This is a genomic window from Pseudomonas sp. IT-P395 (assembly GCF_949767675.1).
Classification (GTDB): Bacteria; Pseudomonadota; Gammaproteobacteria; order Pseudomonadales; family Pseudomonadaceae; genus Aquipseudomonas.
In genome coordinates this window covers 621,540-643,852 of record NZ_CATKPW010000011.1, presented here as the reverse complement: position 1 = coordinate 643,852, position 22,313 = coordinate 621,540, and the positions used below count along the sequence as shown (strand labels likewise).

The 22,313-nt window shown below is 58.5% G+C and carries 24 protein-coding genes and 1 tRNA gene; 9 read left to right on the top strand and 16 right to left on the bottom strand.

The window, feature by feature from the left end:
- The 4 genes from ACM6IN_RS11505 to ACM6IN_RS11490 all read left to right on the top strand — a co-directional run bounded on the left by ACM6IN_RS11505 (nt 1) and on the right by ACM6IN_RS11490 (nt 3,044).
- Nucleotides 1-1,353: a c-type cytochrome gene (locus ACM6IN_RS11505; RefSeq protein ID WP_414916042.1), complete on the top strand. Its 1,353-nt coding sequence runs from the start codon at nt 1-3 to the stop codon at nt 1,351-1,353.
- 12 nt (nt 1,354-1,365) lie between these two features.
- On the top strand, nt 1,366-2,415 hold the full coding sequence (locus tag ACM6IN_RS11500; protein WP_123375431.1) for an XdhC family protein: 1,050 nt from the start codon (nt 1,366-1,368) through the stop codon (nt 2,413-2,415).
- Between the two features lie 181 nt (nt 2,416-2,596).
- Nucleotides 2,597-2,806, top strand: a complete 210-nt coding sequence (locus tag ACM6IN_RS11495; protein WP_095112009.1) for a hypothetical protein — start codon at nt 2,597-2,599, stop codon at nt 2,804-2,806.
- A gap of 67 nt (nt 2,807-2,873) precedes the next feature.
- Nucleotides 2,874-3,044, top strand: a complete 171-nt coding sequence (locus ACM6IN_RS11490) for a hypothetical protein (protein WP_185051925.1) — start codon at nt 2,874-2,876, stop codon at nt 3,042-3,044.
- On the opposite strand, the gene ACM6IN_RS11485 is transcribed toward ACM6IN_RS11490, so the two are convergent.
- Both ACM6IN_RS11485 and ACM6IN_RS11480 read right to left on the bottom strand, forming a co-directional pair.
- On the bottom strand, nt 3,041-3,460 hold the full coding sequence (locus ACM6IN_RS11485) for a cupin domain-containing protein (RefSeq protein ID WP_414916041.1): 420 nt from the start codon (nt 3,458-3,460) through the stop codon (nt 3,041-3,043). The genes ACM6IN_RS11490 and ACM6IN_RS11485 overlap by 4 nt on opposite strands.
- Nucleotides 3,461-3,581: 121 nt before the next feature.
- Complete coding sequence (locus ACM6IN_RS11480) at nt 3,582-4,490, bottom strand: transcriptional regulator GcvA (protein WP_414916092.1); 909 nt, start codon at nt 4,488-4,490, stop codon at nt 3,582-3,584.
- A gap of 110 nt (nt 4,491-4,600) precedes the next feature.
- Here ACM6IN_RS11480 and gstA point away from each other — a divergent pair, with 110 nt between their 5' ends.
- Together gstA and ACM6IN_RS11470 are read left to right on the top strand one after the other, a co-directional pair.
- A complete protein-coding gene (gene gstA / locus ACM6IN_RS11475) occupies nt 4,601-5,212 on the top strand; it encodes a glutathione transferase GstA (protein ID WP_414916040.1) in 612 nt (203 codons plus the stop codon).
- 99 nt (nt 5,213-5,311) lie between these two features.
- Complete coding sequence (locus tag ACM6IN_RS11470; RefSeq protein ID WP_007919637.1) at nt 5,312-5,692, top strand: RidA family protein; 381 nt, start codon at nt 5,312-5,314, stop codon at nt 5,690-5,692.
- 75 nt (nt 5,693-5,767) lie between these two features.
- Here the strand turns inward: ACM6IN_RS11470 and ACM6IN_RS11465 are convergent, their stop codons facing one another.
- Nucleotides 5,768-6,277, bottom strand: a complete 510-nt coding sequence (locus ACM6IN_RS11465; protein ID WP_414916039.1) for a hypothetical protein — start codon at nt 6,275-6,277, stop codon at nt 5,768-5,770.
- 209 nt (nt 6,278-6,486) lie between these two features.
- Here ACM6IN_RS11465 and ACM6IN_RS11460 point away from each other — a divergent pair, with 209 nt between their 5' ends.
- Entirely contained in the window at nt 6,487-8,475 is a 1,989-nt protein-coding gene (locus ACM6IN_RS11460) for a peptidase U32 family protein (RefSeq protein WP_095112004.1), read from the top strand.
- A 114-nt stretch (nt 8,476-8,589) separates the two neighbouring features.
- On the opposite strand, the gene ACM6IN_RS11455 is transcribed toward ACM6IN_RS11460, so the two are convergent.
- A tRNA-Gln gene (locus ACM6IN_RS11455) sits at nt 8,590-8,664 on the bottom strand.
- A 320-nt stretch (nt 8,665-8,984) separates the two neighbouring features.
- Here ACM6IN_RS11455 and ACM6IN_RS11450 point away from each other — a divergent pair.
- Nucleotides 8,985-10,013, top strand: a complete 1,029-nt coding sequence (locus tag ACM6IN_RS11450) for an alpha/beta fold hydrolase (protein ID WP_414916038.1) — start codon at nt 8,985-8,987, stop codon at nt 10,011-10,013.
- A gap of 56 nt (nt 10,014-10,069) precedes the next feature.
- Here the strand turns inward: ACM6IN_RS11450 and ACM6IN_RS11445 are convergent, their stop codons facing one another.
- The 10 genes from ACM6IN_RS11445 to ACM6IN_RS11400 form a co-directional block, all read right to left on the bottom strand.
- A complete protein-coding gene (locus ACM6IN_RS11445; RefSeq protein WP_007919067.1) occupies nt 10,070-10,426 on the bottom strand; it encodes a DUF6124 family protein in 357 nt (118 codons plus the stop codon).
- A gap of 118 nt (nt 10,427-10,544) precedes the next feature.
- The gene (locus ACM6IN_RS11440; protein ID WP_414916037.1) at nt 10,545-10,910 is read right to left on the bottom strand and encodes a DUF6124 family protein; all 366 of its coding nucleotides are present in this window, start codon (nt 10,908-10,910) and stop codon (nt 10,545-10,547) included.
- Nucleotides 10,911-11,559: 649 nt separating this feature from the next.
- The gene (locus ACM6IN_RS11435; protein ID WP_007919071.1) at nt 11,560-11,913 is read right to left on the bottom strand and encodes a DUF6572 domain-containing protein; all 354 of its coding nucleotides are present in this window, start codon (nt 11,911-11,913) and stop codon (nt 11,560-11,562) included.
- A gap of 51 nt (nt 11,914-11,964) precedes the next feature.
- On the bottom strand, nt 11,965-12,303 hold the full coding sequence (locus ACM6IN_RS11430) for a DUF6572 domain-containing protein (RefSeq protein WP_007919073.1): 339 nt from the start codon (nt 12,301-12,303) through the stop codon (nt 11,965-11,967).
- Nucleotides 12,304-12,321: 18 nt separating this feature from the next.
- Nucleotides 12,322-13,518: an S-type pyocin domain-containing protein gene (locus ACM6IN_RS11425; protein ID WP_007919075.1), complete on the bottom strand. Its 1,197-nt coding sequence runs from the start codon at nt 13,516-13,518 to the stop codon at nt 12,322-12,324.
- Nucleotides 13,519-13,814: 296 nt separating this feature from the next.
- On the bottom strand, nt 13,815-14,840 hold the full coding sequence (locus ACM6IN_RS11420; protein WP_414916036.1) for a GlxA family transcriptional regulator: 1,026 nt from the start codon (nt 14,838-14,840) through the stop codon (nt 13,815-13,817).
- A gap of 50 nt (nt 14,841-14,890) precedes the next feature.
- Entirely contained in the window at nt 14,891-16,012 is a 1,122-nt protein-coding gene (locus ACM6IN_RS11415; protein WP_414916035.1) for an agmatine deiminase family protein, read from the bottom strand.
- Nucleotides 16,013-16,059: 47 nt separating this feature from the next.
- The gene (locus ACM6IN_RS11410) at nt 16,060-17,163 is read right to left on the bottom strand and encodes an extracellular solute-binding protein (protein WP_007919088.1); all 1,104 of its coding nucleotides are present in this window, start codon (nt 17,161-17,163) and stop codon (nt 16,060-16,062) included.
- Nucleotide 17,164: 1 nt separating this feature from the next.
- Nucleotides 17,165-18,073 carry an N-carbamoylputrescine amidase gene (aguB, locus tag ACM6IN_RS11405; protein WP_414916034.1) on the bottom strand — a complete coding sequence of 303 codons (909 nt, stop codon included), beginning with the start codon at nt 18,071-18,073 and terminating at the stop codon, nt 17,165-17,167.
- A 4-nt stretch (nt 18,074-18,077) separates the two neighbouring features.
- A complete protein-coding gene (locus tag ACM6IN_RS11400; RefSeq protein WP_007919090.1) occupies nt 18,078-19,130 on the bottom strand; it encodes an agmatine/peptidylarginine deiminase in 1,053 nt (350 codons plus the stop codon).
- Nucleotides 19,131-19,241: 111 nt separating this feature from the next.
- On the opposite strand from ACM6IN_RS11400, the gene ACM6IN_RS11395 reads away from it, so the two are divergent.
- Nucleotides 19,242-20,150 (top strand): LysR substrate-binding domain-containing protein, encoded by a 909-nt coding sequence (locus ACM6IN_RS11395; RefSeq protein WP_007919091.1) that lies wholly within the window; start codon nt 19,242-19,244, stop codon nt 20,148-20,150.
- On the opposite strand, the gene ACM6IN_RS11390 is transcribed toward ACM6IN_RS11395, so the two are convergent.
- Both ACM6IN_RS11390 and ACM6IN_RS11385 read right to left on the bottom strand, forming a co-directional pair.
- The gene (locus ACM6IN_RS11390; protein WP_095111998.1) at nt 20,099-21,259 is read right to left on the bottom strand and encodes a radical SAM/SPASM domain-containing protein; all 1,161 of its coding nucleotides are present in this window, start codon (nt 21,257-21,259) and stop codon (nt 20,099-20,101) included. The genes ACM6IN_RS11395 and ACM6IN_RS11390 overlap by 52 nt on opposite strands.
- Nucleotides 21,260-21,382: 123 nt before the next feature.
- Nucleotides 21,383-22,276: a LysR family transcriptional regulator gene (locus ACM6IN_RS11385; protein WP_095111997.1), complete on the bottom strand. Its 894-nt coding sequence runs from the start codon at nt 22,274-22,276 to the stop codon at nt 21,383-21,385.
- Nucleotides 22,277-22,313: the final 37 nt, after the last annotated feature.

Here is a 22,313-nt window from a genome sequence, read left to right as displayed (position 1 = left end):
ATGAATAACAGCCGATTCGCAAGAACCGCTGGCTGGCTGGCGGTGCCGTGCCTGGTCGCGGCAGGCCTGCTGGCCTGGTATGTCACCCGCGAGCCTGTCTCGCGCCTGGAAACCCATCAGATCGCCGTGGCCGATATCGACCCGGCACTGGTCGCCCGTGGCGAATACGTCGCCAGGCTCAGCGATTGCGTGGCCTGCCACAGCGTGCCGGGCGGTGCGCCGTTCGCCGGCGGCCTGGAAATGGCCACACCGCTGGGCTCAATCCATGCGACCAATATCACCCCGGACACGGAAACCGGCATTGGCCACTACAGCCTGGCGGACTTCGACCGGGCGGTGCGCCACGGCGTGGCACCCGACAGTCGCCGGTTGTACCCGGCGATGCCCTACCCGTCCTACGCCAAGCTCAGTGACGATGATGTGCGCGCGCTGTATGCGTTCTTCATGAAAGGCGTGGCGCCGGTGAAACAGGCGAACATCCCCAGCGCGATTCCGTTTCCGCTGAACCTGCGCTGGCCGATTGCACTGTGGAACGGTGTGTTTGTCGACGCCGAGCCCTACGCGGCCAAACCTTCGCAGGATGAACAATGGAACCGTGGCGCCTACCTGGTTCAGGGCGCCGGGCACTGCGGCAGTTGCCATACGCCGCGCGGCCTGGCGTTCAACGAGAAGGCACTCGATGACACCGGTAAACCGTACCTCGCCGGCGCCTTGCTCGATGGCTGGTACGCGCCGAGCCTGCGCGATGACCACAACACCGGTCTGGGCCGCTGGAGTGAGGCGGAAATCGTGCAGTTCCTCAAGACCGGTCGCAACCAACACGCGGTGGTCTACGGCTCGATGACCGAGGCGTTCAACAACTCCACGCAGTTCATGAGCGATGACGATCTGAGCGCGATTGCCCACTACCTGAAGTCACTTCCCGGGGATCGCGAACGGGACGGCGCGCCGTGGCAGTATCAAGCGGTTTCGGCAGCGCAACGTCTGGACTCGCCCGGTGCGCATACCTACGTGACGCGCTGCGCTTCGTGCCACGGCCTGGACGGCAAGGGTCAACCTGAATGGATGCCGCCGCTGGCGGGCGCCACCTCGGCACTGGCCAAGGAGAGCGCTTCGGCGATCAACATCACCCTGAATGGTTCGCAGCGTGTGGTCGCGGCTGGCGTACCGGACGCTTATCGCATGCCGGCCTTCCGTGAACAGCTGTCGGATCAGCAGATCGCCGAAGTGCTGACATTCATGCGCAGCACCTGGGGCAATCAGGCCAGCGCTGTCGATGCGCAGACCGTGGGCAAACTGCGTGAGCACACCGATCCGGCCAGCAGCAGCCCGATCATCCTGCAGATGCGCTAAGAGGAGACACTGATGGAAAGCATCGACTTGCTGGTCCTGCGCACGGCGCGGGACTGGCTTGCCGCTGGCGAGCGTGTATTGCTCGCCACGGTGGCGCGCACTTGGGGTTCTTCACCGCGTCCGACCGGGTCGATGATGGCGTTGCGTGACGATGGTCGCGTGGTGGGCAGCGTGTCCGGCGGCTGCATCGAAGACGATCTGATCCATCGCTACACCACGGCCCATGGCGGCAGCGCTTTTAGCGACAGCGCACCGCAAGGGGTGCGCTATGGCGTCAGTGCCGATGAGGCGCATCGCTTCGGCTTGCCCTGTGGCGGCACGCTGGAACTGATCCTTGAGTTCAATCCGTCGTGGCAGTCACTCGACGCGTTGCTGGTGCAACTGGACGCAGGGCAACTGGTTCGCCGTCGCCTGACGCTGGAGTCCGGTCAGGTCATGCTCGAACCGACTGCGACGCCGGAACAGTTCAGCTTCGATGGCGTGCAGATGCTCAACACCTTGGGACCCGGCTATCGAATGCTGATGATCGGGGCTGGCGCACTGGCCGAGTATCTGGCGACCATGGCGTTGTTCAACGGTTTTAAAGTGGCGGTGTGCGATCCGCGCCCCGAGTACATCGAAACCTGGGCGGTCGATGGTGTGGAGCGCATCATTGGCATGCCGGATGATGTGGTGCGCGACTTCGCGGTCGATCTGCGCACCTGCATCGTTGCCTTGAGCCATGACCCCAAACTCGACGATCTGGCATTGCTGGAAGCGCTGCACAGCCCGGCGTTCTACATCGGCGCCATCGGCTCGCGGCGCAACAGCCAGCTGCGCCGCGAACGCCTGATCGAGCATTTTGGTGAAACCGAAGCGTCACTTGAGCGTCTGCACGGACCGATCGGCGTATACATCGGCAGCAAGACGCCTGCGGAGATCGCCGTCAGCGTGATGGCCGAGATTCTTGCAGCCAAGAACGGTGCAAACTTGCCGAGTGAACTCAGCATCGCCCAGGCGAAATACTCCATCGAATCTGTGGCGACTGCTTCTGCTCGGGATACTTGCCAAACATCGTCCTGATCTCGTCAGTCGTTGTATCGATCCACTCTAGACCAGACGCGAACAGCCACTGATCATTCCTGCGACACATGGACGGCGGACGTCGCAGCAAAACGCTTGCAGATGTGCTGCAATAGCCGTCGAAAAACCGCATCAAGCGTTTACCGGCCTGATTCGTCATACGTCACCAGAGGAGGCCTGAATGCCGAAAAAACTGTCAGTCCATAAAGAGGCCACCACCGCCGCAGACATCGAGCGTTCCATTCAGGCCATGAACAAAATGGCCGAACGTCTCTGGGGCGAAGGCCGAGAAGCCGAGGCCAAAGCCCTGCTCGATGCCCTCGATGCGTTGAACCGGGCGCTGGACAGAATCAGGATTGGCGAGAGTCGCAGAGTTGTGACGCTGCACTGAATAGTGGCATCTGGAACTGACTCATGAATCAGCCGTGCAAACGTGGCATGGCCAAGGATGAACGCTGATGCGCGCGATAAAAACCTTCTTCGGCATTCTGTTGTTACTGTGCGGTTTCGACTTCAGCTACGAAAAACCCCGCAGGGTCTTTACTGCGGGGTTCGTCAGGTTTTGCGTGGTCGTCGCTTTCGTAGAGTTGCTGATACTGCACACGATTTATTACGGCCCGACGCGTTAGCTCTGCGGTTTGAGAATCAGCACCGGCTCACCTTTCTTGACGATGTAAGTCGCCAGTTCGGAACCTTTGTCCTGACCGACATTGCGCGCGATATGCGCCACGCCTTCCGGAATGAACAGCGAATCACCGGCCTTCAACGTGACCGGCGCCCGGCCTTCCAGTTGATACTCGAATGTGCCGCTGATCACATAAGCGACTTCCACGCCCGGATGGGCATGCCGGGGCGAGGTCACGCCCGGTTCGAAATCAACCCGTGCCTGAATCACTTCGCGGTCGGCCGCGCCGAGATCCTGCTTTACCAGATCGGTGCGGCTCAACCCTTGCTGCCAGCTCTTGGGTTGCGCGTCGGCCGCGTGTGCAAGGCCGATCATCGAAGCGAAGATTACTGCGGTGGTCAGAAACAGTGGACGGTGCATGGCGTGCCTCTCAAAGGTCGTATTGGGGTGACCTCTACTGTGGGCGCGGCATGTAGAAAGGATGTGTCGCAAATCCTCGGTTTGTTGTTTACGTGTGTCCTTGCACGGGATTGATACACGCTTATACAAAGACCTCGTCGCCGGGGCGTTGCGCCAACAGCCAAGCCCTGAACGCCGCGATCTTGCGGGTATCGGCGGTTTCATGGGGCGTCACCAAATAGAAACCCAATTCATCCTTCAACCGTAGATTAAACGGGGCGACCAGCCGGCCAGCACGCAGGTCGTCGTCGACATACGTCGAACGCCCGATGCACACACCTTGCCCGTCCACCGCCGCTTGCACGGCCATCATTGCCAGATCGAAGGTCAGGCGCGGGCGCTCGGCGAGTTGCGCACACTCACCGGCGGCGCTGAGCCAGTTGTTCCAGTCGCCGGCGGTCATGCCACTGACTTGCAACAACGTGTGCTCGAGCAAATCGGCCGGTGCATTCAGGCTTTTCGACGCGTTGAGCAACGCCGGACTGCACACCGGAAAAATCTCATCGGACATCAGGAAATCGGCGCGCAAGCCTTTCCAGTCGCCACGCCCGTAACGAATCGCGGCATCGATGCCGCCCCGACGAAAATCGACCAGCTCGGTGGATGCGCTGATGCGCACATCGATGGCGGGAAAGGCCTGCTGAAATGATGGCAATCGCGGCAATAACCATTTGGAAGCGACCGACACCAAGGTATTGATGGTCAACACGCTGTTGTGGCGCGACTCCAATAACGTCTGCGTCGAATAGCGCAACTCTTGGAAGGCTGTACGAATGCCAGGCAAGTACGCCTGGCCGTCTTCAGTCAGGGCCAGCCCATCCTTGAGCCGCAGAAACAGATTCACGTCCAACTCCTCTTCGAGACGGCGGATCTGATGGCTGATGGCGGTTTGCGTGACGTTCAGTTCTTCGGCAGCCTTGGTGAAACTCATATGCCGAGCGGCACACTCAAACGCTTTCAAGCCATTGAGCGAGGGCAGTCTGGCGACCATGACGAGTTCGATACTCATGAGATTTTGTCATACGCTAACACCGCAAATGACCTTTGCGAAGACCTGCCCCTGCAAGGGATGCTGACACTTCCTCACCCACTGGAAGTGCCATGAAACTGTATTTCGCCCCGATGACCTGCTCGCTGGCGCCACACATTGTGTTGCGCGAATCGGGGCTGCCCTTCGAGTTGATTCGCGTCAACAACCAGAGCAAGCGCACGGCCGACGGGCAAGACTTTCGCGACATCAACCCCAAGGGCTACGTCGCTGCGTTGCTCCTGGATAACGGCGAAGTGCTGACAGAAGGCCCGGCGATCCTGCAGTTCCTCGCCGATCAGGTCCCCGAAAGCGCACTGGCGTCGACACCCGGCAGTTGGCAGCGGACGCGCTTGCAGGAGGACCTGAACTTCATCAGCACGGAAATTCACGGTGGCTGTGCGCCGCTGTTCGATGCGCAAATGCCACAAGCGACCAAAACGATTTTTACGCAAAAACTGTTCAAACGCCTCGACTACCTGAACCGCAGGCTGGTGGATCAGGACTATTTGCTGGGCACATTCGGAGTCGCCGATGCCTACCTGTTTACCGTGTTGACGTGGCTGCCAAGCTTCAATATCGACCTGCAGCACTGGCCGGCGCTGGCCGCCCACTCACGCCGTATCGCCGCCCGCCCCAGCGTCGTTGCAGCCATAGCGGCAGAAGCGGCGACGCTGCCGGTTTGATCGCCCTCTACGCTCTCGCTGCGGTGGCGGCTGATCATTTGTCCGTTAGCCCTGAATCTGTAAACTGGCGCAATTTACTCGCTCACACAAGGGATCCGCATGGCTAACCAAGACATCACCTTTACCCCCGATCCGGACGCAGACTCGATTTCGTCGGACGTCACCACGTTCAACGGGATCATGATGTCCACGCAGATCCCGACCCGTGCCGACGGCAGTCTGGAACTGGGCGACATCACCCTGCAAAGCGAATGCACCCTGCAAGCGCTGAAAGTTGCACTGGAACGCGCCGGCAGCTCGATGGACCGGGTGATGCACCTGACCATCTACCTGACCGACATGGCCGATCGCGCGGCATTCAACGAGGTGTACAAGCGCTACTTCGCCAAGCCATGGCCGGTGCGTGCGGCGGTGGGTGTGGCGTCGCTGGCGGTTGAAGGCATGCGTGTGGAAGTGACTGCGATGGCGGCCAAGGCCTGAATTCCACGCCTTTAAGTCATCAGCCGCCGACTCATAGACCCGAGCCAAGCCTCTAAAGACTGGCTCGGGTCCTTTTCAGGATCGCTTCCGGGCTTCAAGTGGCCCTGTTGCGACAAGCGATAACTTTCCATCCTTCACGCTATATTTTTTGACTTTACCGCGGTCCTCAAACTCAAAGTCGAAGTGGAAATCGGCGATTATCGAATTGTTCGTGTCATTTCTGTGAAACTCAATTTTTCCCGCACTGGCATAGATGATATCCGGGGTCATCGTGATGAGCCCTTGCACACTACTACCCTGCCCCCCTATGTCGTGTTCCCCATCGGGTAGCTCGTTATTGATAACGAACGACATTATTTCGAGAATGTTGTTTGCATCATCTCGATGGTGTGCGATCAGACTAAAGGTCTCGGTGGAACCGAAGTAGAAAGCTCTGCCTTCTTTGGTTGCCTGGAATACCGGCCCGTCAAGGTGCGGATGGATGGGGTCAATCACTGCTTTGTAGTAAATTTCCGGCGCGCGGGTCCTTCTGTTCAAGTTATTTTTGTTGATGCCTAAATAACGAAAATAGTCTTTATCGTTCATAGCAACATGTCCTTTTCGTAATGAATGTTCGGCGAGCGATTTCATTACTATTTCGAACTTCCTTCTGCACAACAACTGACAGGTCTGACAGTTGCGCGAATCCGCGAAACGTGCCGAGCGCGATTTGCAGACCATCGGTACAGAGGTGCCGACATGTCGTTTCACGGGTAGAATGCGCGCCTAACCGTGACAGCCTGACTAAAAAAACTATGTCCTTGCCCAAGCATCACCTGGAATTGCTCAGCCCTGCCCGCGATGTCGCTATCGCCCGTGAGGCGATCCTGCACGGCGCTGACGCCGTGTACATCGGCGGCCCAAGCTTCGGCGCGCGCCATAACGCCTGCAACGAAGTCGGCGAAATCGCCGAACTGGTGGAGTTCGCCCGCAAGTATCACGCGCGCATCTTCACCACCATCAACACCATCCTGCACGACAACGAACTGGAGCCGGCGCGCAAGCTGATCCATCAGTTGTACGACGCCGGGGTCGACGCGCTGATCGTTCAGGATCTGGGCGTGATGGAGTTGGACATTCCGCCGATCGAGCTGCACGCCTCAACCCAGACTGATATCCGTACGCTGGAGCGGGCGAAGTTCCTCGATCAGGCCGGTTTCTCGCAACTGGTCTTGGCCCGCGAGCTGAACCTGCAAGAAATCCGCGCAATCGCCGACGAAACCGACGCCGCCATCGAATTCTTCATCCATGGCGCGTTGTGCGTGGCCTTCTCCGGCCAGTGCAACATCTCCCACGCGCAGACCGGGCGCAGTGCCAACCGTGGCGACTGCTCGCAGGCGTGCCGCTTGCCGTACACCCTCAAAGATGAAAAGGGTGGCGTGATCGCCTACGAAAAACACCTGCTGTCGATGAAAGACAACAACCAGAGCGCCAACATCCGCGCCCTGGTCGAAGCCGGTGTGCGTTCGTTCAAGATCGAAGGTCGCTACAAAGACATGGGCTATGTGAAGAACATCACCGCCTATTACCGTCAGCGCCTCGACGACGTGCTCGAAGATCGCCCGGACCTGGCCCGCGCCTCCAGCGGCCGCACCGCGCACTTCTTCCTGCCCGATCCGGAAAAGACTTTCCACCGTGGCAGCACCGATTACTTCGTCACCGATCGCAAGATCGACATTGGCGCGTTCGACTCACCGACTTTCACCGGTCTGCCGGTGGGTATCGTCGAAAAAGTCGCCAAGCGTGACATGCAGGTCGTGACCCACGAACCGCTGTCCAACGGTGACGGCTTGAACGTGCTGGTCAAACGCGAAGTGGTCGGTTTCCGCGCCAACATCGCCGAAGCAAAAGGTGAATTCGAAGAAGACGGCGAGAAGCGCTACCGCTACCGCGTCGAGCCGAACGAGATGCCGGAAGGCTTGTACAAGCTGCGCCCGAACCACCCGCTCAATCGCAATCTCGATCACAACTGGCAACAGGCGCTGCAGAAGACCTCTTCGGAGCGTCGCGTGGCCCTGAGCTGGGTCGCGCGCTTGCGTGAAGAACAGCTGGAAGTCACCGCCACCAGTGAAGAAGGTATCAGCGCCAGCATCACCCTGAACGGTCCGTTCGGTGTGGCCAACAAGCCTGAGCAAGCTCTGGAGCAATTGCGAGATCTGCTCGGCCAGCTCGGCACCACGCAGTACCACGCGACCGACATCAAGCTGGATGCGCCACAGGCGTTCTTCATCCCGAACTCGCAGCTCAAGTCGCTGCGCCGTGAAGTGATCGAAGCCCTGACCGCCGCCCGTGTCGCCGCTCATCCGCGTGGCGGCCGTAAAGCCGAAACCAACCCGCCGCCGGTGTACCCGGATTCGCACCTGACCTTCCTCGCCAACGTCTACAACCAGAAGGCGCGCGACTTCTACCACCGTCACGGCGTCAAGTTGATTGACGCCGCGTACGAAGCGCATGAAGAGCCAGGCGAAGTGCCGGTGATGATCACCAAGCACTGCCTGCGTTTCTCCTTCAACCTGTGCCCGAAACAGGCGAAAGGCGTGACCGGTGTGCGCACCAAAGTCGCGCCGATGCAGTTGATCCATGGCGATGAAGTGCTGACGCTGAAGTTCGATTGCAAGCCGTGCGAGATGCACATCATCGGCAAGATGAAAGGCCACATCCTCAACCTGCCGCAACCGGGCAGCGTGGTCGGCCACATCAGCCCCGAAGACCTGATGAAAACCATTCCGCGCGCACCGCACTGAGTGGACGACGTGCGCGGTGCTTAGGCGCCGCGCATGCCTGCCCTGCTCCGCCAGGCCAAATCGCAGGCATAAAAAAACGCCAACTTCTTGCGAAGTTGGCGTTTTTTTCGAATATGGCAGGGGCGGCTGGATTCGAACCAACGCATGGCAGGATCAAAACCTGCTGCCTTACCGCTTGGCGACGCCCCTACTGCTCTTTCCAGCTACTCCGTTAGGTTCGCTGTGAGAACGGGGCGCAATTTACCAAGGTTTTTTGGCTTTGGGAAGCGCGAAGTGAAATATTTTTTGTTTTAAAACAGCGACTTATTATTTTGGCCTGAATCAGGTCCAGGGGGAGTCGGTTTATCCGCTGTGTATCACACTGTGTACGACCCCCACCGCGACACATCGACTTTCAACAGAGCCGTTCTTCGACACAGGCCAGATACGTCCCCACGCTCAAATGCACTCAAGGTTTCAAGGGTTCAAAACGACCCCTCGGCCAACAGCTCGCAAAAGGAGACGTCACCATGAAAAAGGCACTGCACACCCGCAACACCGCGTTCGGCTTGTCGATTCTGGCTTTGTCGTTGTTCGGCACTTTTGGCACCACGCAAGCGCAAACCATTGAACCTGCGGCCGTCAGTTATTCCGCGCCCTCGCCCTTCGGCCCGCTCAAACATGTGAAGGCCGGCGTACTCGACGTGGCCTACGCCGAAACCGGCCCTGCCGATGGCCCGGTGGTGATCCTGTTGCACGGCTGGCCCTACGACATTCACAGCTACGACGAAGTCGCGCCGTTGCTCGCAGCCAAGGGTTATCGGGTGTTGATGCCCTATGCGCGCGGTTATGGCGATACGCAGTTCCTTTCCAAAGACACCCTGCGCAACGGTCAACCGGCGGCACTGGCCAGTGACGTCATCGACTTCATGGATGCGCTGAAGATCAAGCAAGCGGTGCTCGGCGGTTATGACTGGGGCGCACGTTCGGCAGGCATCGTTTCGGCGTTGTGGCCGGAACGGGTGAAAGCGCTGGTGTCGGTCAGCGGTTATTTGATCGGCAATCAGTTCGCCGGGCAAAACCCGCTGCCGCCCAAGGCTGAGTTGCAGTGGTGGTATCAGTTCTACTTCGCCACCGACCGTGGTCGTGCCGGTTACGGGAAAAACACCCACGACTTCGCCAAGCTGATCTGGCAAACCGCTTCGCCGCAGTGGAAATTCGACGACGCCACGTTCGACCGCAGCGCCAAGGCGCTGGAGAACCCCGATCACGTCGACATCACCGTGTTCAACTACCGCTGGCGGCTGGGCCTGGTGCAGGGTGAAGCGAAGTACGCCGCGCTGGAGCAGAAACTCGCCACCGCGCCGTCGATCAGCGTGCCGACCATTACCCTTGAAGGCGACGCCAACGGTGCGCCGCACCCGGCGCCGGAGGATTACGCCAAGCGCTTTACTGGCAAGTATCAGTTCCGTTTGATCAATGGCGGGATCGGGCACAACTTGCCGCAGGAAGATCCGCAGGCGTTTGCCAAGGCTGTGATTGATGCCGATCACCTGTAGAAACAAAAAAAGCAGTCAGCCGCGAAGGCTGACTGCTTGATCATTAACGTGAGCGACTACTCAGTTGGCACAACCAGATCCAACGCCTTATTGACTGCCAACTCTCCCAACATGACCACTTGCGCAATACCCAACAGCGTATGACGGTTTGATCCCTCCAGCACGCCGGCAAAATTACCGAGCATGACCGTCGCAGACGCCAGGGAGCCGCTGGCATTGCTCAGCAAGGACTCGGCGTCGGATTGCGGATTAACCATGAACATCGTGCTGGGCGTATAGGGCGTGGCCATGATCGCGGCAGGCAACAGATAATGGTCGAGCGCACGTTCTGCCGCTTCGTGCAGCTTTCTTGAATTGGGCGATGCGTACGGCGATACCAGGTCGGTGACCGGTGGTTCGGGTGGCTGAGACATCAGCTGAAACTCCAGACAAGAACCGTTTGCGGTTCTTCGATAGAAGGCGTGAAGCGCCGCGATTGCGGACGCTTCTGTGCAATGAGGGAGCGAGCCCCCTCACCCATCTGCATCGCGACTAGTGCGGCAAGCGCTGGTTATCCAGGACTCGGCCGACCACGAGTTCACTGAGCATGATCACCTGTTGCAGGATCAGCATCTTTTTGCGCTGTGAAGAATCGATCGAATCGGCGAGATCTCGGGCCATGTCACTGGCGCAGGACAGTGTTTCAGTGGCTTCGACGAGCAGGGTTTCGTTATCTACCGTGGGATCGATGAGGTAGATCTTACCGGTCTTGCGGGTGGGTATTGACGTCTTCAGCGCCGAGGGATTGAGGTAGAAGTTGATCGCGCGGTCGGTGGCCTCTTTGATGTTTTGAGGTTCGAGCTCGGCGTCGTAGGGGATAGGATCGGTTTCTGGCGGGTTCGGCGTAATTTTGAACATAGATGACACTCGCTTAGCAAAAAATAAGGAGCCATCACTCACGCTACCAAACGAGGTGGTGACCATTGCGCAGGTTGGTAGACCGGTCTAAGCGAGTAAACCCCGGCGCTCCCGAAGGAGCCCCACGCATGGCCACCATATAAAACCGAGCCTCGAAAAGAGACTGCATATAGCGGCGCATTACGCTTAGAAAACGGGCTACCAAACCCGATCACTGTTTTGCAGTGACAGGGAAACGATACAGCCCGCCTCAAGGCGCGTAAGCCGGCGGATTCTGGCGTACGCGTAGGCAACGGCGCAAGGTGTTGTAGCCGTTATGGCGTAACAGTGCGTGTAAGTTAAACGTGTGTGCGCGGCGGTGTTTAAAAGCCCCTCACCCTAGCCCTCTCCCAGAGGGAGAGGGGACTGACCGGGGTGTTTGGTAGAGGTACGCCGACGTGGGATACCGTGGTGAACTCAGATGAGAAACGGCTTGGGTTATTTGACCAGCCGCTCTGCTTTGGAGGGTCTGTAGCCGAAATACGAGCTGTAACACTTGCTGAAATGGCTTGGCTGGCTCGATTTCCAGTCGCGCAGGAGTATTCAGTGCGCGCGATCTTTCAGAGAGGACTGTCAGCGTTCAGAGGACAAGCCGGCGTCTGGGCAACCGCTAGTGGCGAACTGCAAAGTCATCCTTGAGTACAAACTCCATTCCAATGCCCACGCCTTTGAGTACCTCGGTCACGCGGTCGATAAAGGTTTCACCTTGCTCGGGCAGCTCATAGAGACCATTGATGCGAATCTTCGGTTTTTTACCTTTCGCTGGCGGATAGCTTTCCAGCAGTTCGCCGCTCTCGATGAAGGCGATGTAGGTATTGATTTTCTCTTGAAGCAACAACAGGTGTTCACCCTGTTGCGCTTTGTCGCCCCATTCCAGGTGATCGGTGATGACGAGCACGACGTTATCTGGTTCCCACTCGGGTACTGCGATGATGTCGACGACTTTGGTTTCGGTGATGGACATGCCCGATCTCTCAGTGGAGATTGTCAGCTCCGTTTTCCCTAGATGTGTTTATTAGTCCGCTTTGAGCACGAATTCGAATCCTATGCCCACCTCCTTCAATGCCTCAGCAACGCGATCGATGAACAACTCGCCTTGCTCGGGTAACTCGTACTTGCCTTGGACACGAATGACAGGTGATTTTCCGAGTGCACCGGGTATCTCAATGTAGATTTCACCGCTTTCGATGAAAGCGATGTAGTTGTTGATTTTCTCTTGAAGCACCAACAGGTGCTCGCCTTGTTCAGCCTTATCGCCCCATTCCAAATGGTCAGCAATACCGAGGATGATCTTGTTGCTGTCCCATTTTGGGATACCCCACATGTCGATGGTTTTTGCGTCTGTTACTGACATTTCAGTTCCTTGATTCCGTTATTTTTGCGGCGGGCGCAGAATTTCTACTCGGGTTGGCGGGATTTGGGTGCCGCCGGGGAAGCCGGGTTTGCCCTTACCCATGATGCGTCCACCGCTCTGTTCGATTTCCGGGAATGCTCGCTTTTGATTGCGGGTCAGTGGTGCCGTTTCCGAGGCTTTGCATTCGACGCACGCGATATCGCCGTTTGCATCTCTGCCTATCATATCGAGGCGGGTCCGGGTGCCGCTCTCTGTTTTTATCGTTACTTGTTGGCCGGACTCTTCCATTTCTTCCGAAAAACCGCTGTACGACTCTTCTTCGAAGGCCGCCCCTGCTACCTTGTTCTTCTCTAGTTGCGTGCTGAGCACGATGTAGATGGGCTCAAGACCTGCATCGTCGGGGAACCAGATGATCGCATCCTGAAACTCGGGAGGATGTGCTGGATTAGCCAAAAGCGTGTCCGACTTTTCTGTCGGCGGATATATCCATACGGGAGGTAATTGCGGCACGCCTTCAAGTGCTGGAATACCCAGCACACCATCTGGGTTTGCTGCTGGCGTCCAGGTAAGGCCAATGCCGTTACCTACGTCGGCTACGTATTTCTCGCCGTCCTTTTCCGCTTTGATGACAGGAACATTTTCCCAGTCCTTTTTGCCGCCCGTGTAGAAACCGTAAGCGCTGACGGAACCGTCCGGCAAGGTCTTCACGTTGACGCGGACGCGAGTGCGGCCCGTTTCGAGCGTGGCGTACTGGTCGGTTTTGTAGAAGGCACTGTCGGGTGCAAGGTTGGTATTAGGCATTAATAGCGCAACGGTGCCGACGGCGGCACCTGCTGCCAACGCACCTGCACTTTCGAGCAAGCCTAGCGCGAGGGAGCCACCCACTCGCTGAGCAATGGCGCTGCCGGTTGTGGAACCGCCGACCAGTTGAAGAGTTGTGCCTTCGGCGGTGATTGCCGCTCCTGTGGCCAGGACAGCCCACAAACCGTAGTCCGCCAGTTTCTCTACCGGGACGAATCCAGCTTGGTTTGTGTGGTTGATTTCGCCGTCGGGCAAGTTGCAGCTTTTGGCGAAGACGCATCCCAACGGTTCTGGTTTTACGTCTGGTGTCGCTGGAAGGTCTTTGTATTGCGCCCAGTGTTGGGCGTTGACGTCGACGGGTTCGACGCCGGTGTTGCGATAACCCTTTGGAGGGTTGGGGACGTAGCCACTCAATCCTTGATTCCTTGTCCTGATCCTTTGAACGAGGCGCAGGGTGACAGGTGGTGTTTGGGGTGGCAATCAGTGGCACTTTGACGCCATTTTCAATGGCTCGGCATGGCCCATCTGCAAACCGGCAGGACTCCCGCTTGCAACGACTGGGGCATATGGCGCGCTTCGGTGATGTATAAGGTCTTCAAGAGCCCCTCACCCTAGCCCTCTCCCAGAGGGAGAGGGAACTGACCGGGGTGTTTGGGGGAGGTACACCGACGTGGGATTTCGAGGTGAATTCAGGTGGGTGACGGCTTGGGTTATTTGACCAGCCGTTTTTCTTTGGAAGGTCTGTAGCCGAAATATGAGCTGTAGCATTTGCTGAAATGACTTGGCGAAACGAAGCCGCACGCCACCAGCACTTCCACCTGCGACAGCTCAGTGTGTTGCAGCAAACGCCTTGCTTCGGTGATGCGCAGTTCCAGGTAATAGCGCTGCGGCGTGGTGCCCAGTTGTTCCTTGAACAAGCGCTCCAACTGGCGACGGGAGCGGCCGGCGTACACCGCCAGTTGCTCCAGCTCCAGCGGCTCCTCCAGATTGGCATCCATCAGTTTCACCACTTCACGCAGCGGCGCACTGACGCAGAGGTTTTCATCCGGTTTGATCCGGCGGTAGCGCGACTCCTCAAAAGCCAGAATGTCTTCGATACCTTCGACCAACGCCTTGCCGTGCAGGCTTTTGATCCAGTCGAGTGCCATGTGAAAAGCGCCGGACGGACTCGAAGCCGTCAGCCGGTCGCGATCAATCACGTAAGGCTCACTGCTGACGTGGGTGGTTTTAGCGATTTCGGTCAGCGCGGGGCGATGTTCCGGGTGGATCGCGCAGCGATAACCATCCAGCAAACCGGCCCGGCCAAGAAACCACGAGCCATTCCATAACCCGGCGAGCGAGGTGCCGCGCTCCGCTGCAACCTGAAGCAAATGAATAAACTCGTCACTCGCCCGCAATTCGGTGCGATACCCGCCACACACCACCAGCAGATCCAGCTGCTGAAGCGCGGCCGAATCCAGACGTGCATCCGGGCGGATCACCAGCCCAAGATCACTAATGACTTCGCCGTCGCCCAAGCCAAACGTGCGCGACGAAAACAACCCCGGGCGCAGCAGATTAGTGGTGACAACCGTATCCAGCGCCTGGGTAAACGCCGGCAATGAAAAATGTTCCAGCAGCAAAAAACCGGTGCGGGTCATGCGCGCGTCATCCGCGCCTTGCTCATTCAGATAGCGGAGGTTTTTCCCCTTCATGCCTCCGCTGAATTGGCGTCGTTCGATCAAGTTCGGGTCCATCGGTCATGTTGTTGTGCGCCGATAGTTGGCTTGATCCGCCAAAGAGTCAATCACGCCTGTGGTTGATGGCTGGTGACGCAGTGAATTCCACCGCCACCGGCGGCGATTGCATCAATGTTGAGCTGGACGATTTCGCGATCCGGATACAGTTGCGACAACAGATCGAAAGCCTTTTTGTCTGCCGCTTTATCGCCGAACTCCGGGGCGATGATCGCGCCGTTGATGACGAAGTAATTGATGTAACCGGCAGCAAAGTCCGGGTTGTTCTGGTTGAACTTGCTTTTGCGCGGATTCAGCGGCGGCGACATCGTGTGGATCTGCAATTTGCGACCGTCGGCATCGGTGGCGTTCTTGAGGATTTCCAGGTGCGCCAGGGTGACCTTGTGATCGTAGGATTCAGGGTCGGTGTCGAGGTTGGCAATCACCACGCCGGGCTTGATGAAACGCGCGTAGAAATCGACGTGAGCGTCGGTGATGTCCTTGCCCTTGATGCCCGGCAGCCAAATGATTTTGCGCAGGCCCAGACGCTCCTTCAGTTCAGCTTCGACATCGGCCTTGCTCCAGTCCGGATTGCGGTTGCGGTTGATCCAGCTGCTCTCGGTCATGATCCCGGTGCCGTGACCGTCGACCTCGATGCCACCGCCCTCGCCCACCAGATCGGTGCGGATGTAGGTGGCTTGTGCGTCGTCGGCGACCAGTGCGGCGATCTTCGAGTCTTTACCGTGCTGCTGTTTGCCACCCCAACCTTTGAAGTTGAAGTCCACCGCGCCCAAGCCACCCTTGTCGTCGATGACGAAGTTGGCGCCGATGTCGCGCATCCAGATGTCATCCAGCCCGGCAGTGACGTAAGTGATATTGCGCGTACCGCAAAATTCTTCGGCGATGCTGCGCTCGTTCTTGCGGCAGAACACGGTGACCGGTTCAAACCGGGCGATGGCGCGGGCGATACGACCGAGCGCTTCCTGGACGTCTTCGGTGAAGTCTTCCCAGATCGCGTCCTGCGCGCCGAAAGCGATGTAGGCGCGCTCATGTTTATCGCCTTCGTCGGGCATGAACCAGCGGCCTTGCGCGGCGGCGAGGACTTTGCCCGGCGACAGGCCGAGGCCCATGAATGCCGCGCCGACACCGGCGGCGACCGTGACTTGTTTGATGAACTCGCGACGAGTCGACATGTTGCTTTTCCTGTAGAAAAAGGCCGGCGCAACACGCCGGCCATGGATCATTTGCCAGTGGCAGTCTTGAATTTGGTCCAGGTGCGCATACGCGCGCGCATGTCCGGTTGGGGAATGTCCTTGCCCGGAATCAAACGAGCATAGGTCGCTTCGTCGAGGTAGATATCCGGGTTGTCACGCATACTTGCATCGACGTTCGCCCGCGCCTTGGCGTTGGAAGTCGGGTAGCCGGTGAAATTGCTGATCGCTGCCATGTTCTCGGGGCGCATGACAAAGTTGATGAACGCGTAGGCGTATTCCGGGTGTTTGGCGTCGACCGGAATGGCCATGGTGTCCATCCACACCGTCGTGCCTTCGCGCGGCACGCGATACTGGAAGCGCGTGTGTTTGCCGGCACTGTCCGAGGTGCGTTGCGCCTGGGTCATGTCACCGCTGTAACCCAGCGACAGGCACAGATTGCCGTTGACCAGATCGGTCACCGGTTGCGACTGGAATTTGCGGATGTACGGGCGCAACTTCATCAGCAACTCGCTGGCCGCTGCCAGATCTTCGGCTTTGCCGCTGCGCGGATCGCGACCGAGGTAGTTGAGCACTACCGCCAATGCCTCATCCGGCGAATCGATCATCGAAATCCCGCAATCGGCAAACTTCGCCGCCAGCTCAGGCTTGAACAGCATGTCGAGGCTGTTGACCGGTGCGTCCGCCATGCGCTGTTTGATCTGCTCTTCGTTGTAGGTCAGGCCAATGGTGCCCCAGGTGTAGGGCACCGTGGCCTTGCTGGAATGCTCGTAATGGCCGCGCAGTTTCTGCAAACCGGGTTCGATATCAGCCAATTCCGTCAGCTTCGTTTGATCCAGCGGCATCAGGCTGCCGGCACGCATCAAGCGCTCGGCGACGGTGTCGCCGGGGAAGATCAGGTCGTAACCGCTGCCGCCGGAGAGCATCTTGGCTTCGAGGGTCTCGCTGCCGTCCATGACGTCATAAATCACCTTGATCCCGGTTTCGGCGGTGAAGCGGCTCAGCGTGTCTTCAGCAAAATAATCGGCCCAGTTGTACAGCCGCAGGGTTTTGTCTTCGGCGTGCAGCGACGGTATCAAGCAGATCAGCGCCAGGCCGATCGCGCCGCGCAAGCGTTTGTGGTGGATAGCCATGTCAAACCCCTTGAGTGTTCCAGCGTGCATGGAGGTGGCGACCGTCCTGACTGAGCAGCGGCCCATACATGTCCGGACGACGATCGCGATAGATGCCCCAGCTCAAACGCTCTTCGCGCATGGCGGCCAGATCGACGCTGTGCAGCAGCACACCGGTACTGTCGCGGTCAGCGCTGACGAGCAATTGGCCCTTGTGATCGCTGATGAACGACGAGCCGTAGAAGCTCATTTGCAGGTTCGAATCGGTGGTCGCGGTTTCTCGACCAACGCGGTTCGACGCCACCACCGGCAGCAAATTGGCCGCCGCATGGCCGCGCATGGTCATCTGCCAATGGTCGCGGGAATCCAGCGCCGCGCAGCCCGGTTCCGAGCCGATCGCCGTTGGATACAGCAACACCTCAGCACCCATCAACGCCAGGCAACGCGCGGTTTCCGGGAACCACTGATCCCAGCAGATGCCGACGCCGAGGCGGCCGAACGCGGTGTCCCAGACTTTGAAACCGGTGTCGCCGGGGCTGAAATATTCCTTCTCCTGATAGCCGATGGCATTGGGGATATGGGTCTTGCGATACACACCCAACAGGCGCCCGTCAGCATCGGCCACGCTCAGCGAATTGAAGTAAGCGTTGCCGGCCTTTTCGAACCAGCTCAGCGGCAACACCACGCCCAACTCGCGGGCCAGTGCGGCGAAGCGAACGAGCACGCGGCTGTCACGGTATTCCTCGGCCAGGGCCATGTGTTTATGGCTTTGTTCGATGCAGAAGTACGGTGTGGCGAACAGCTCCTGCAACAGGATCACTTGCGCGCCCTGCTTCGCGGCGTCGCGGACGAGCTGCTCGGCGCGATCAAGGTTTCCCGGTAAATCCCAAGTGCACGGCATCTGGGTGGTGGCGATGGTCAGAATGCTCATGCGTTCAACCTCTCAACGGCCAGGCCGGCTGCTGTTGCGTGATGCAATGCACCCCGCCGCCACCATGGGCCAGATGATTGATCCTTACCGGCACCACTTCGCGGCCGGGGAAGGCTTGCTCCAGCACTTTGGAGGCGACGTTGTCAGCCTCGATGCCATACGCCGGCATGATGATCGCGCCGTTGGCGATGTAGAAATTGGTGTAGGACGCACAGAACACTTCGGCTTCGGTGTCGACCGCATCGGTGGCTTCGAACAGTTCGATCAGCTCGAATTTGCGCCCCTGCGCATCGGTGGCGAGTTCCAACGCACGACGGTTTTCCCGCGCCACTTCGGCGTACACCGAAGACTGGTCGTGAGTGGCGTCAACCAGCAGCACACCCGGACGGGCAAAGGCGCAGACGCCATCGACGTGGCCGTCAGTCATGTCGCCGGTGACGTAATCCGGATCGCCCGGCAGCCAAATGGTTTTCTTCACGCCGAGCAAACGGCTGAAGATCGCTTCCATCTCGGCTTTGCCAATGCCGGGGTTGCGATTGGGGTTGAGCAGCACCGATTCGGTGGTGATCAGCGTGCCTTCACCGTCGACATGAATCGCCCCGCCTTCGTTGCTCAGTGGCGTGCCGAAGCATTCCAGGCCAAGGTGATTGAGTGCGCGGCGCGCCAGGCTTTCGTCCAGATCATGCGCCGACTTGCCGCCCCAGGCGTTGAAACGCCAGCTGACACCGGCCAGCCCTTGCTGCGGATGGCAGACAAACGTCGGGCCGGAATCGCGGCACCAACTGTCATTCACGTCCAGCGGGATCAATTCAATGTTCGGGCCGCACAAGGCTTTGGCGCTGGCGATGGCCGACGGGTCGATCACCAGTTTCACCGGTTCGAAACGGGCGATGGCGTTGGCGACGCGCGCAAAATCTTCCTGCACCTGCGCCAGGGTCACGCGCCAACCGGATTCCCACAACGTCTGGTTGTGCGGCCAGACCATCCACGTCGCGGCATGGGTCACCCACTCTGCCGGCATCATCCAGGCGCTGTTTTTATTGTCGTTGTGCTGCATGATAAGCCTCGCTAGTTAAGCCAATGTGTTCACGCCGCCAATGCTACGGACGCGCAAACAGGCAAACAAACGATGGATTTAGCGCACAACTGATTAGAGGAGCTTATCGATATGCTCAAGCACTGGCCGCCGCTCAGTTCCCTGCGTGGCTTCGAAGCCGCCGCCCGGCTCGGTAGTTTTCACAAGGCCGCCGAAGAGCTGAGCCTCACCCAATCGGCGATCAGTCAGCAGATTCGCAGCCTTGAGGCGTACCTGGAACAGCCGCTGTTTTTCCGCAGCGGTCGCAGCGTGGCATTGACCGATGCCGGCCACGACTTGCTCAGCACCACGCAAGCGATGCTGCAGCAATTGGCGGTGGGGATTCGGCGCTTGGGCCAGTATCAGAAACCCAATCAACTGGTGCTCAACACCACACCGGCATTCGCTCGGCATTGGCTGTTGCCGCGTTTGGCGGATTTTCGCGCGCAGCATCCCGAGGTAGACCTGTGGATTTACAGCACCGATGAAGTGCCGGACATGGCCACGCAGACCATCGACATCGCTGTGCGCGACGACATCAGCTCGCAGGCCGAATGCAGTTTCAAAGTGCTGCACGCCGACCGGCTATTTCCAGCCTGTCACCCGAGGGTTTTAGCGTTGCCGGCAGCACAACGCACCACGTTGCATGGCGAGCGGGAAATGGACTGGAGTCATTGGGCGGTCGAGGCCGGGATCGACGTCGGCCAGCAGGATCAGGGGCTGAATTTTTCCGATCCGGGATTGCTGCTCGACGCCGCATGTTCGGGGCTGGGCATCGCGCTGGTCAGCCAATTGCTAAGCCGTCAGGCGCGCGCTGACGGCTTATTGCAACCCTTGGTCGAGAACACCATTCGCGGGCCGAACTGGGCTCTGCTGACCCACCGCGACAGTGAGCATGATCCGCTGGCGAAAAGCTTTATCGCCTGGTTATCAGCCCACCTGAGCCCAGTTCAGACCACCGAGAACACACCAGCTCCCATTCTTCCTTCCAGACGGCCATGAAGCACATAGTGCTGATAGCCACTTTTCAATTGTCCGGTGGAAACGGCGTGCCTGACATCGTCGTTTAGCTGGAGATACTGGGCTTCATCGAAACGTTCAGCACTGACTTCACCCGCACGCCCCAGCAGTTCGCTGTCCACAGCAAGCCCTAGGCTACTGAGATTCTCGAAATCAAGAATGCGATTAACCGCGTGGCGCTCCAGCACGCCTTGGTTGGGGTACATCGAGTAGATATGCAGGCCTTTTTTCGCGCAGCGATTGCACATGTCGACGCAGTTTTGCTGCGTCGATTTGCGACGTGTCAGTTCAGCAAGCGGCATGTCGAGGTACTTGCCGACCTGATATTCGGTCTGATTGAAGATCGTGCAGCACAGCACCGTATTACCATCGCAGTCGATCACCAGCCAGTCATCCTTGAGCGAGCAAGCTTGCTCGGGGTAATGCTGGATAACGTTGACCAGATCGTCGTACGGCGGCAGTGCCAGGCGTTTCAGGGTTTCCAGATCGGTAGGCGTGACAGACGGGTCTCGCTCGACAATGGCCAGAGTTTTCTCCAGCGGCATCATCACCGAATAGCCGGTGGTGAAGATGAAGCCCAGGCGCTCACTGAACTCGCGCATCAGTGCTTCTTCTTCGATGTTATCCAGATAGCGGTGATAGTAAACGTCGACCCGGGTACTCAAACGCAATCGCTGTTTGATCTCATGCAGGGCAAGCATGTTCTGCTTTACGACTTCGATATCGCCGCCGACATGACCCTTTTTGTAGGTCTCCTGATTAAAACCCGACAGCGATATGCGGAAGTAACTCGGTTCGGCCAACAAGGCCTTTTCCATGTTCTTGGCCAGATTCAGGTTGGTGCTGATGCCGCTTTCCATGCCGGCAGCATTGATGATCTCGATGAATTCGCCAATTTTGGGATGAACCAGTGGCTCGGTCCAGTTGTAGAGGAAGATGGTATCAACGCCCTCGATCCCGGCCTTTTCGACAATCTGCCTGAACATGTCGAGTTGCATGGCTTTTTTGAAGTTGAGATTTTCCGAGTTGCCCATCGGGCAAGAGGGACAGCTCAGATTGCATGCACCGACGATATCGATGTACATATTCATGCGGGTGAAGCTCCTTGAGTTGAAAGCCATGCATCTCATCGCTACAGGCTTTCAGGTCGCCGAATGTGTTGGTTTTTTGACGGCATTGGCACAGCGGCTAGCAATAAGCGCACCAAAATGCCGTCACGCCATCAACGCCACCACCCAATCGATGAACACTCGCAGTTTCAGGCTGACATGCCGGTTCGGCGGATAAGCCACATAGAGCGGCATCGACTCGAGTTTCCAGTCCTCGAACAGCGGCACCAGTTCGCCGCGCGCCTCGTGTTCGGCAGACATGTATTTGGGCAGCCACAGCACGCCCAGGCCCGCCAGACCTGCCGCGAGGTAGGCATTACCATCATCGACCGCGAGCACGTGACGGCCTTTGATTTGCAGGTTTTCACTGGCGTTGTGCAAGGCATACGGCACTGGTTTGCCGGTGCGTGCCCAGAGGAAACCGACTACGCGATGATGGCTGTCTTCCAGCTCCCGTGGATGCGCAGGTGTGCCCGCCCGCGCCAGGTATTGCGGCGCGGCAAACACGCCCAACTGCAGGTCGGCGACCTTGCGCGCCATCAGCGACAAGTCCATAAGCTCGCCACCGCGCACCACACAATCAACATTCTCATCAATGATGTCGACGATGCGGTCGCTGACGCCCATGTCGATCTGGATATCCGGATAACGCGCGTTAAACTCAGGCAGGGCCGGCACCAGAATCAACCGCGCCAGCGGGCTCGGCACGTCCACGCGCAGCCGGCCCTTGGGCATCGCCGCCGCGCCGGGCAGGCTGGTTTCGGCGTCGTCCATATCCGCCAGTAACTTGATCACCCGCTCGTAATAAACCGCGCCGTCAGCGGTGACGTTGACCTTGCGCGTGGTGCGGTTGAGCAGTTTGACCCGCAGCCGTGCCTCCAACTGTTGAACCAGTTGCGTCACGGTGGTTTTGCTCATGTGCAGGGTTTCTGCCGCTTTGGTGAAACTCCCCGCCTCGACCACCCGGGCAAAGGCTTGCATTGCGTCAAAACGGTCCAAGGTGCGCCCTCGATTGTTTGGATTTCACAAACAGTGA

Coding starts and splice junctions, on each gene's coding strand:
- ACM6IN_RS11465 (WP_414916039.1), bottom strand. CDS start 6,277: ATGAACGATAAAGACTATTTTCGTTATTTAGGCATCAACAAAAATAAC.
- gstA (WP_414916040.1), top strand. CDS start 4,601: ATGAAACTGTATTTCGCCCCGATGACCTGCTCGCTGGCGCCACACATT.
- ACM6IN_RS11420 (WP_414916036.1), bottom strand. CDS start 14,840: ATGGACCCGAACTTGATCGAACGACGCCAATTCAGCGGAGGCATGAAG.
- ACM6IN_RS11410 (WP_007919088.1), bottom strand. CDS start 17,163: ATGGCTATCCACCACAAACGCTTGCGCGGCGCGATCGGCCTGGCGCTG.
- ACM6IN_RS11480 (WP_414916092.1), bottom strand. CDS start 4,490: ATGGTCGCCAGACTGCCCTCGCTCAATGGCTTGAAAGCGTTTGAGTGT.
- ACM6IN_RS11390 (WP_095111998.1), bottom strand. CDS start 21,259: ATGAATATGTACATCGATATCGTCGGTGCATGCAATCTGAGCTGTCCC.
- ACM6IN_RS11505 (WP_414916042.1), top strand. CDS start 1: ATGAATAACAGCCGATTCGCAAGAACCGCTGGCTGGCTGGCGGTGCCG.
- ACM6IN_RS11400 (WP_007919090.1), bottom strand. CDS start 19,130: ATGCAGCACAACGACAATAAAAACAGCGCCTGGATGATGCCGGCAGAG.
- ACM6IN_RS11470 (WP_007919637.1), top strand. CDS start 5,312: ATGGCTAACCAAGACATCACCTTTACCCCCGATCCGGACGCAGACTCG.
- ACM6IN_RS11445 (WP_007919067.1), bottom strand. CDS start 10,426: ATGTCTCAGCCACCCGAACCACCGGTCACCGACCTGGTATCGCCGTAC.
- ACM6IN_RS11490 (WP_185051925.1), top strand. CDS start 2,874: ATGCGCGCGATAAAAACCTTCTTCGGCATTCTGTTGTTACTGTGCGGT.
- aguB (WP_414916034.1), bottom strand. CDS start 18,073: ATGAGCATTCTGACCATCGCCACCACCCAGATGCCGTGCACTTGGGAT.
- ACM6IN_RS11450 (WP_414916038.1), top strand. CDS start 8,985: ATGAAAAAGGCACTGCACACCCGCAACACCGCGTTCGGCTTGTCGATT.
- ACM6IN_RS11440 (WP_414916037.1), bottom strand. CDS start 10,910: ATGTTCAAAATTACGCCGAACCCGCCAGAAACCGATCCTATCCCCTAC.
- ACM6IN_RS11485 (WP_414916041.1), bottom strand. CDS start 3,460: ATGCACCGTCCACTGTTTCTGACCACCGCAGTAATCTTCGCTTCGATG.
- ACM6IN_RS11460 (WP_095112004.1), top strand. CDS start 6,487: ATGTCCTTGCCCAAGCATCACCTGGAATTGCTCAGCCCTGCCCGCGAT.
- ACM6IN_RS11435 (WP_007919071.1), bottom strand. CDS start 11,913: ATGTCCATCACCGAAACCAAAGTCGTCGACATCATCGCAGTACCCGAG.
- ACM6IN_RS11500 (WP_123375431.1), top strand. CDS start 1,366: ATGGAAAGCATCGACTTGCTGGTCCTGCGCACGGCGCGGGACTGGCTT.
- ACM6IN_RS11430 (WP_007919073.1), bottom strand. CDS start 12,303: ATGTCAGTAACAGACGCAAAAACCATCGACATGTGGGGTATCCCAAAA.
- ACM6IN_RS11495 (WP_095112009.1), top strand. CDS start 2,597: ATGCCGAAAAAACTGTCAGTCCATAAAGAGGCCACCACCGCCGCAGAC.
- ACM6IN_RS11415 (WP_414916035.1), bottom strand. CDS start 16,012: ATGTCGACTCGTCGCGAGTTCATCAAACAAGTCACGGTCGCCGCCGGT.
- ACM6IN_RS11395 (WP_007919091.1), top strand. CDS start 19,242: ATGCTCAAGCACTGGCCGCCGCTCAGTTCCCTGCGTGGCTTCGAAGCC.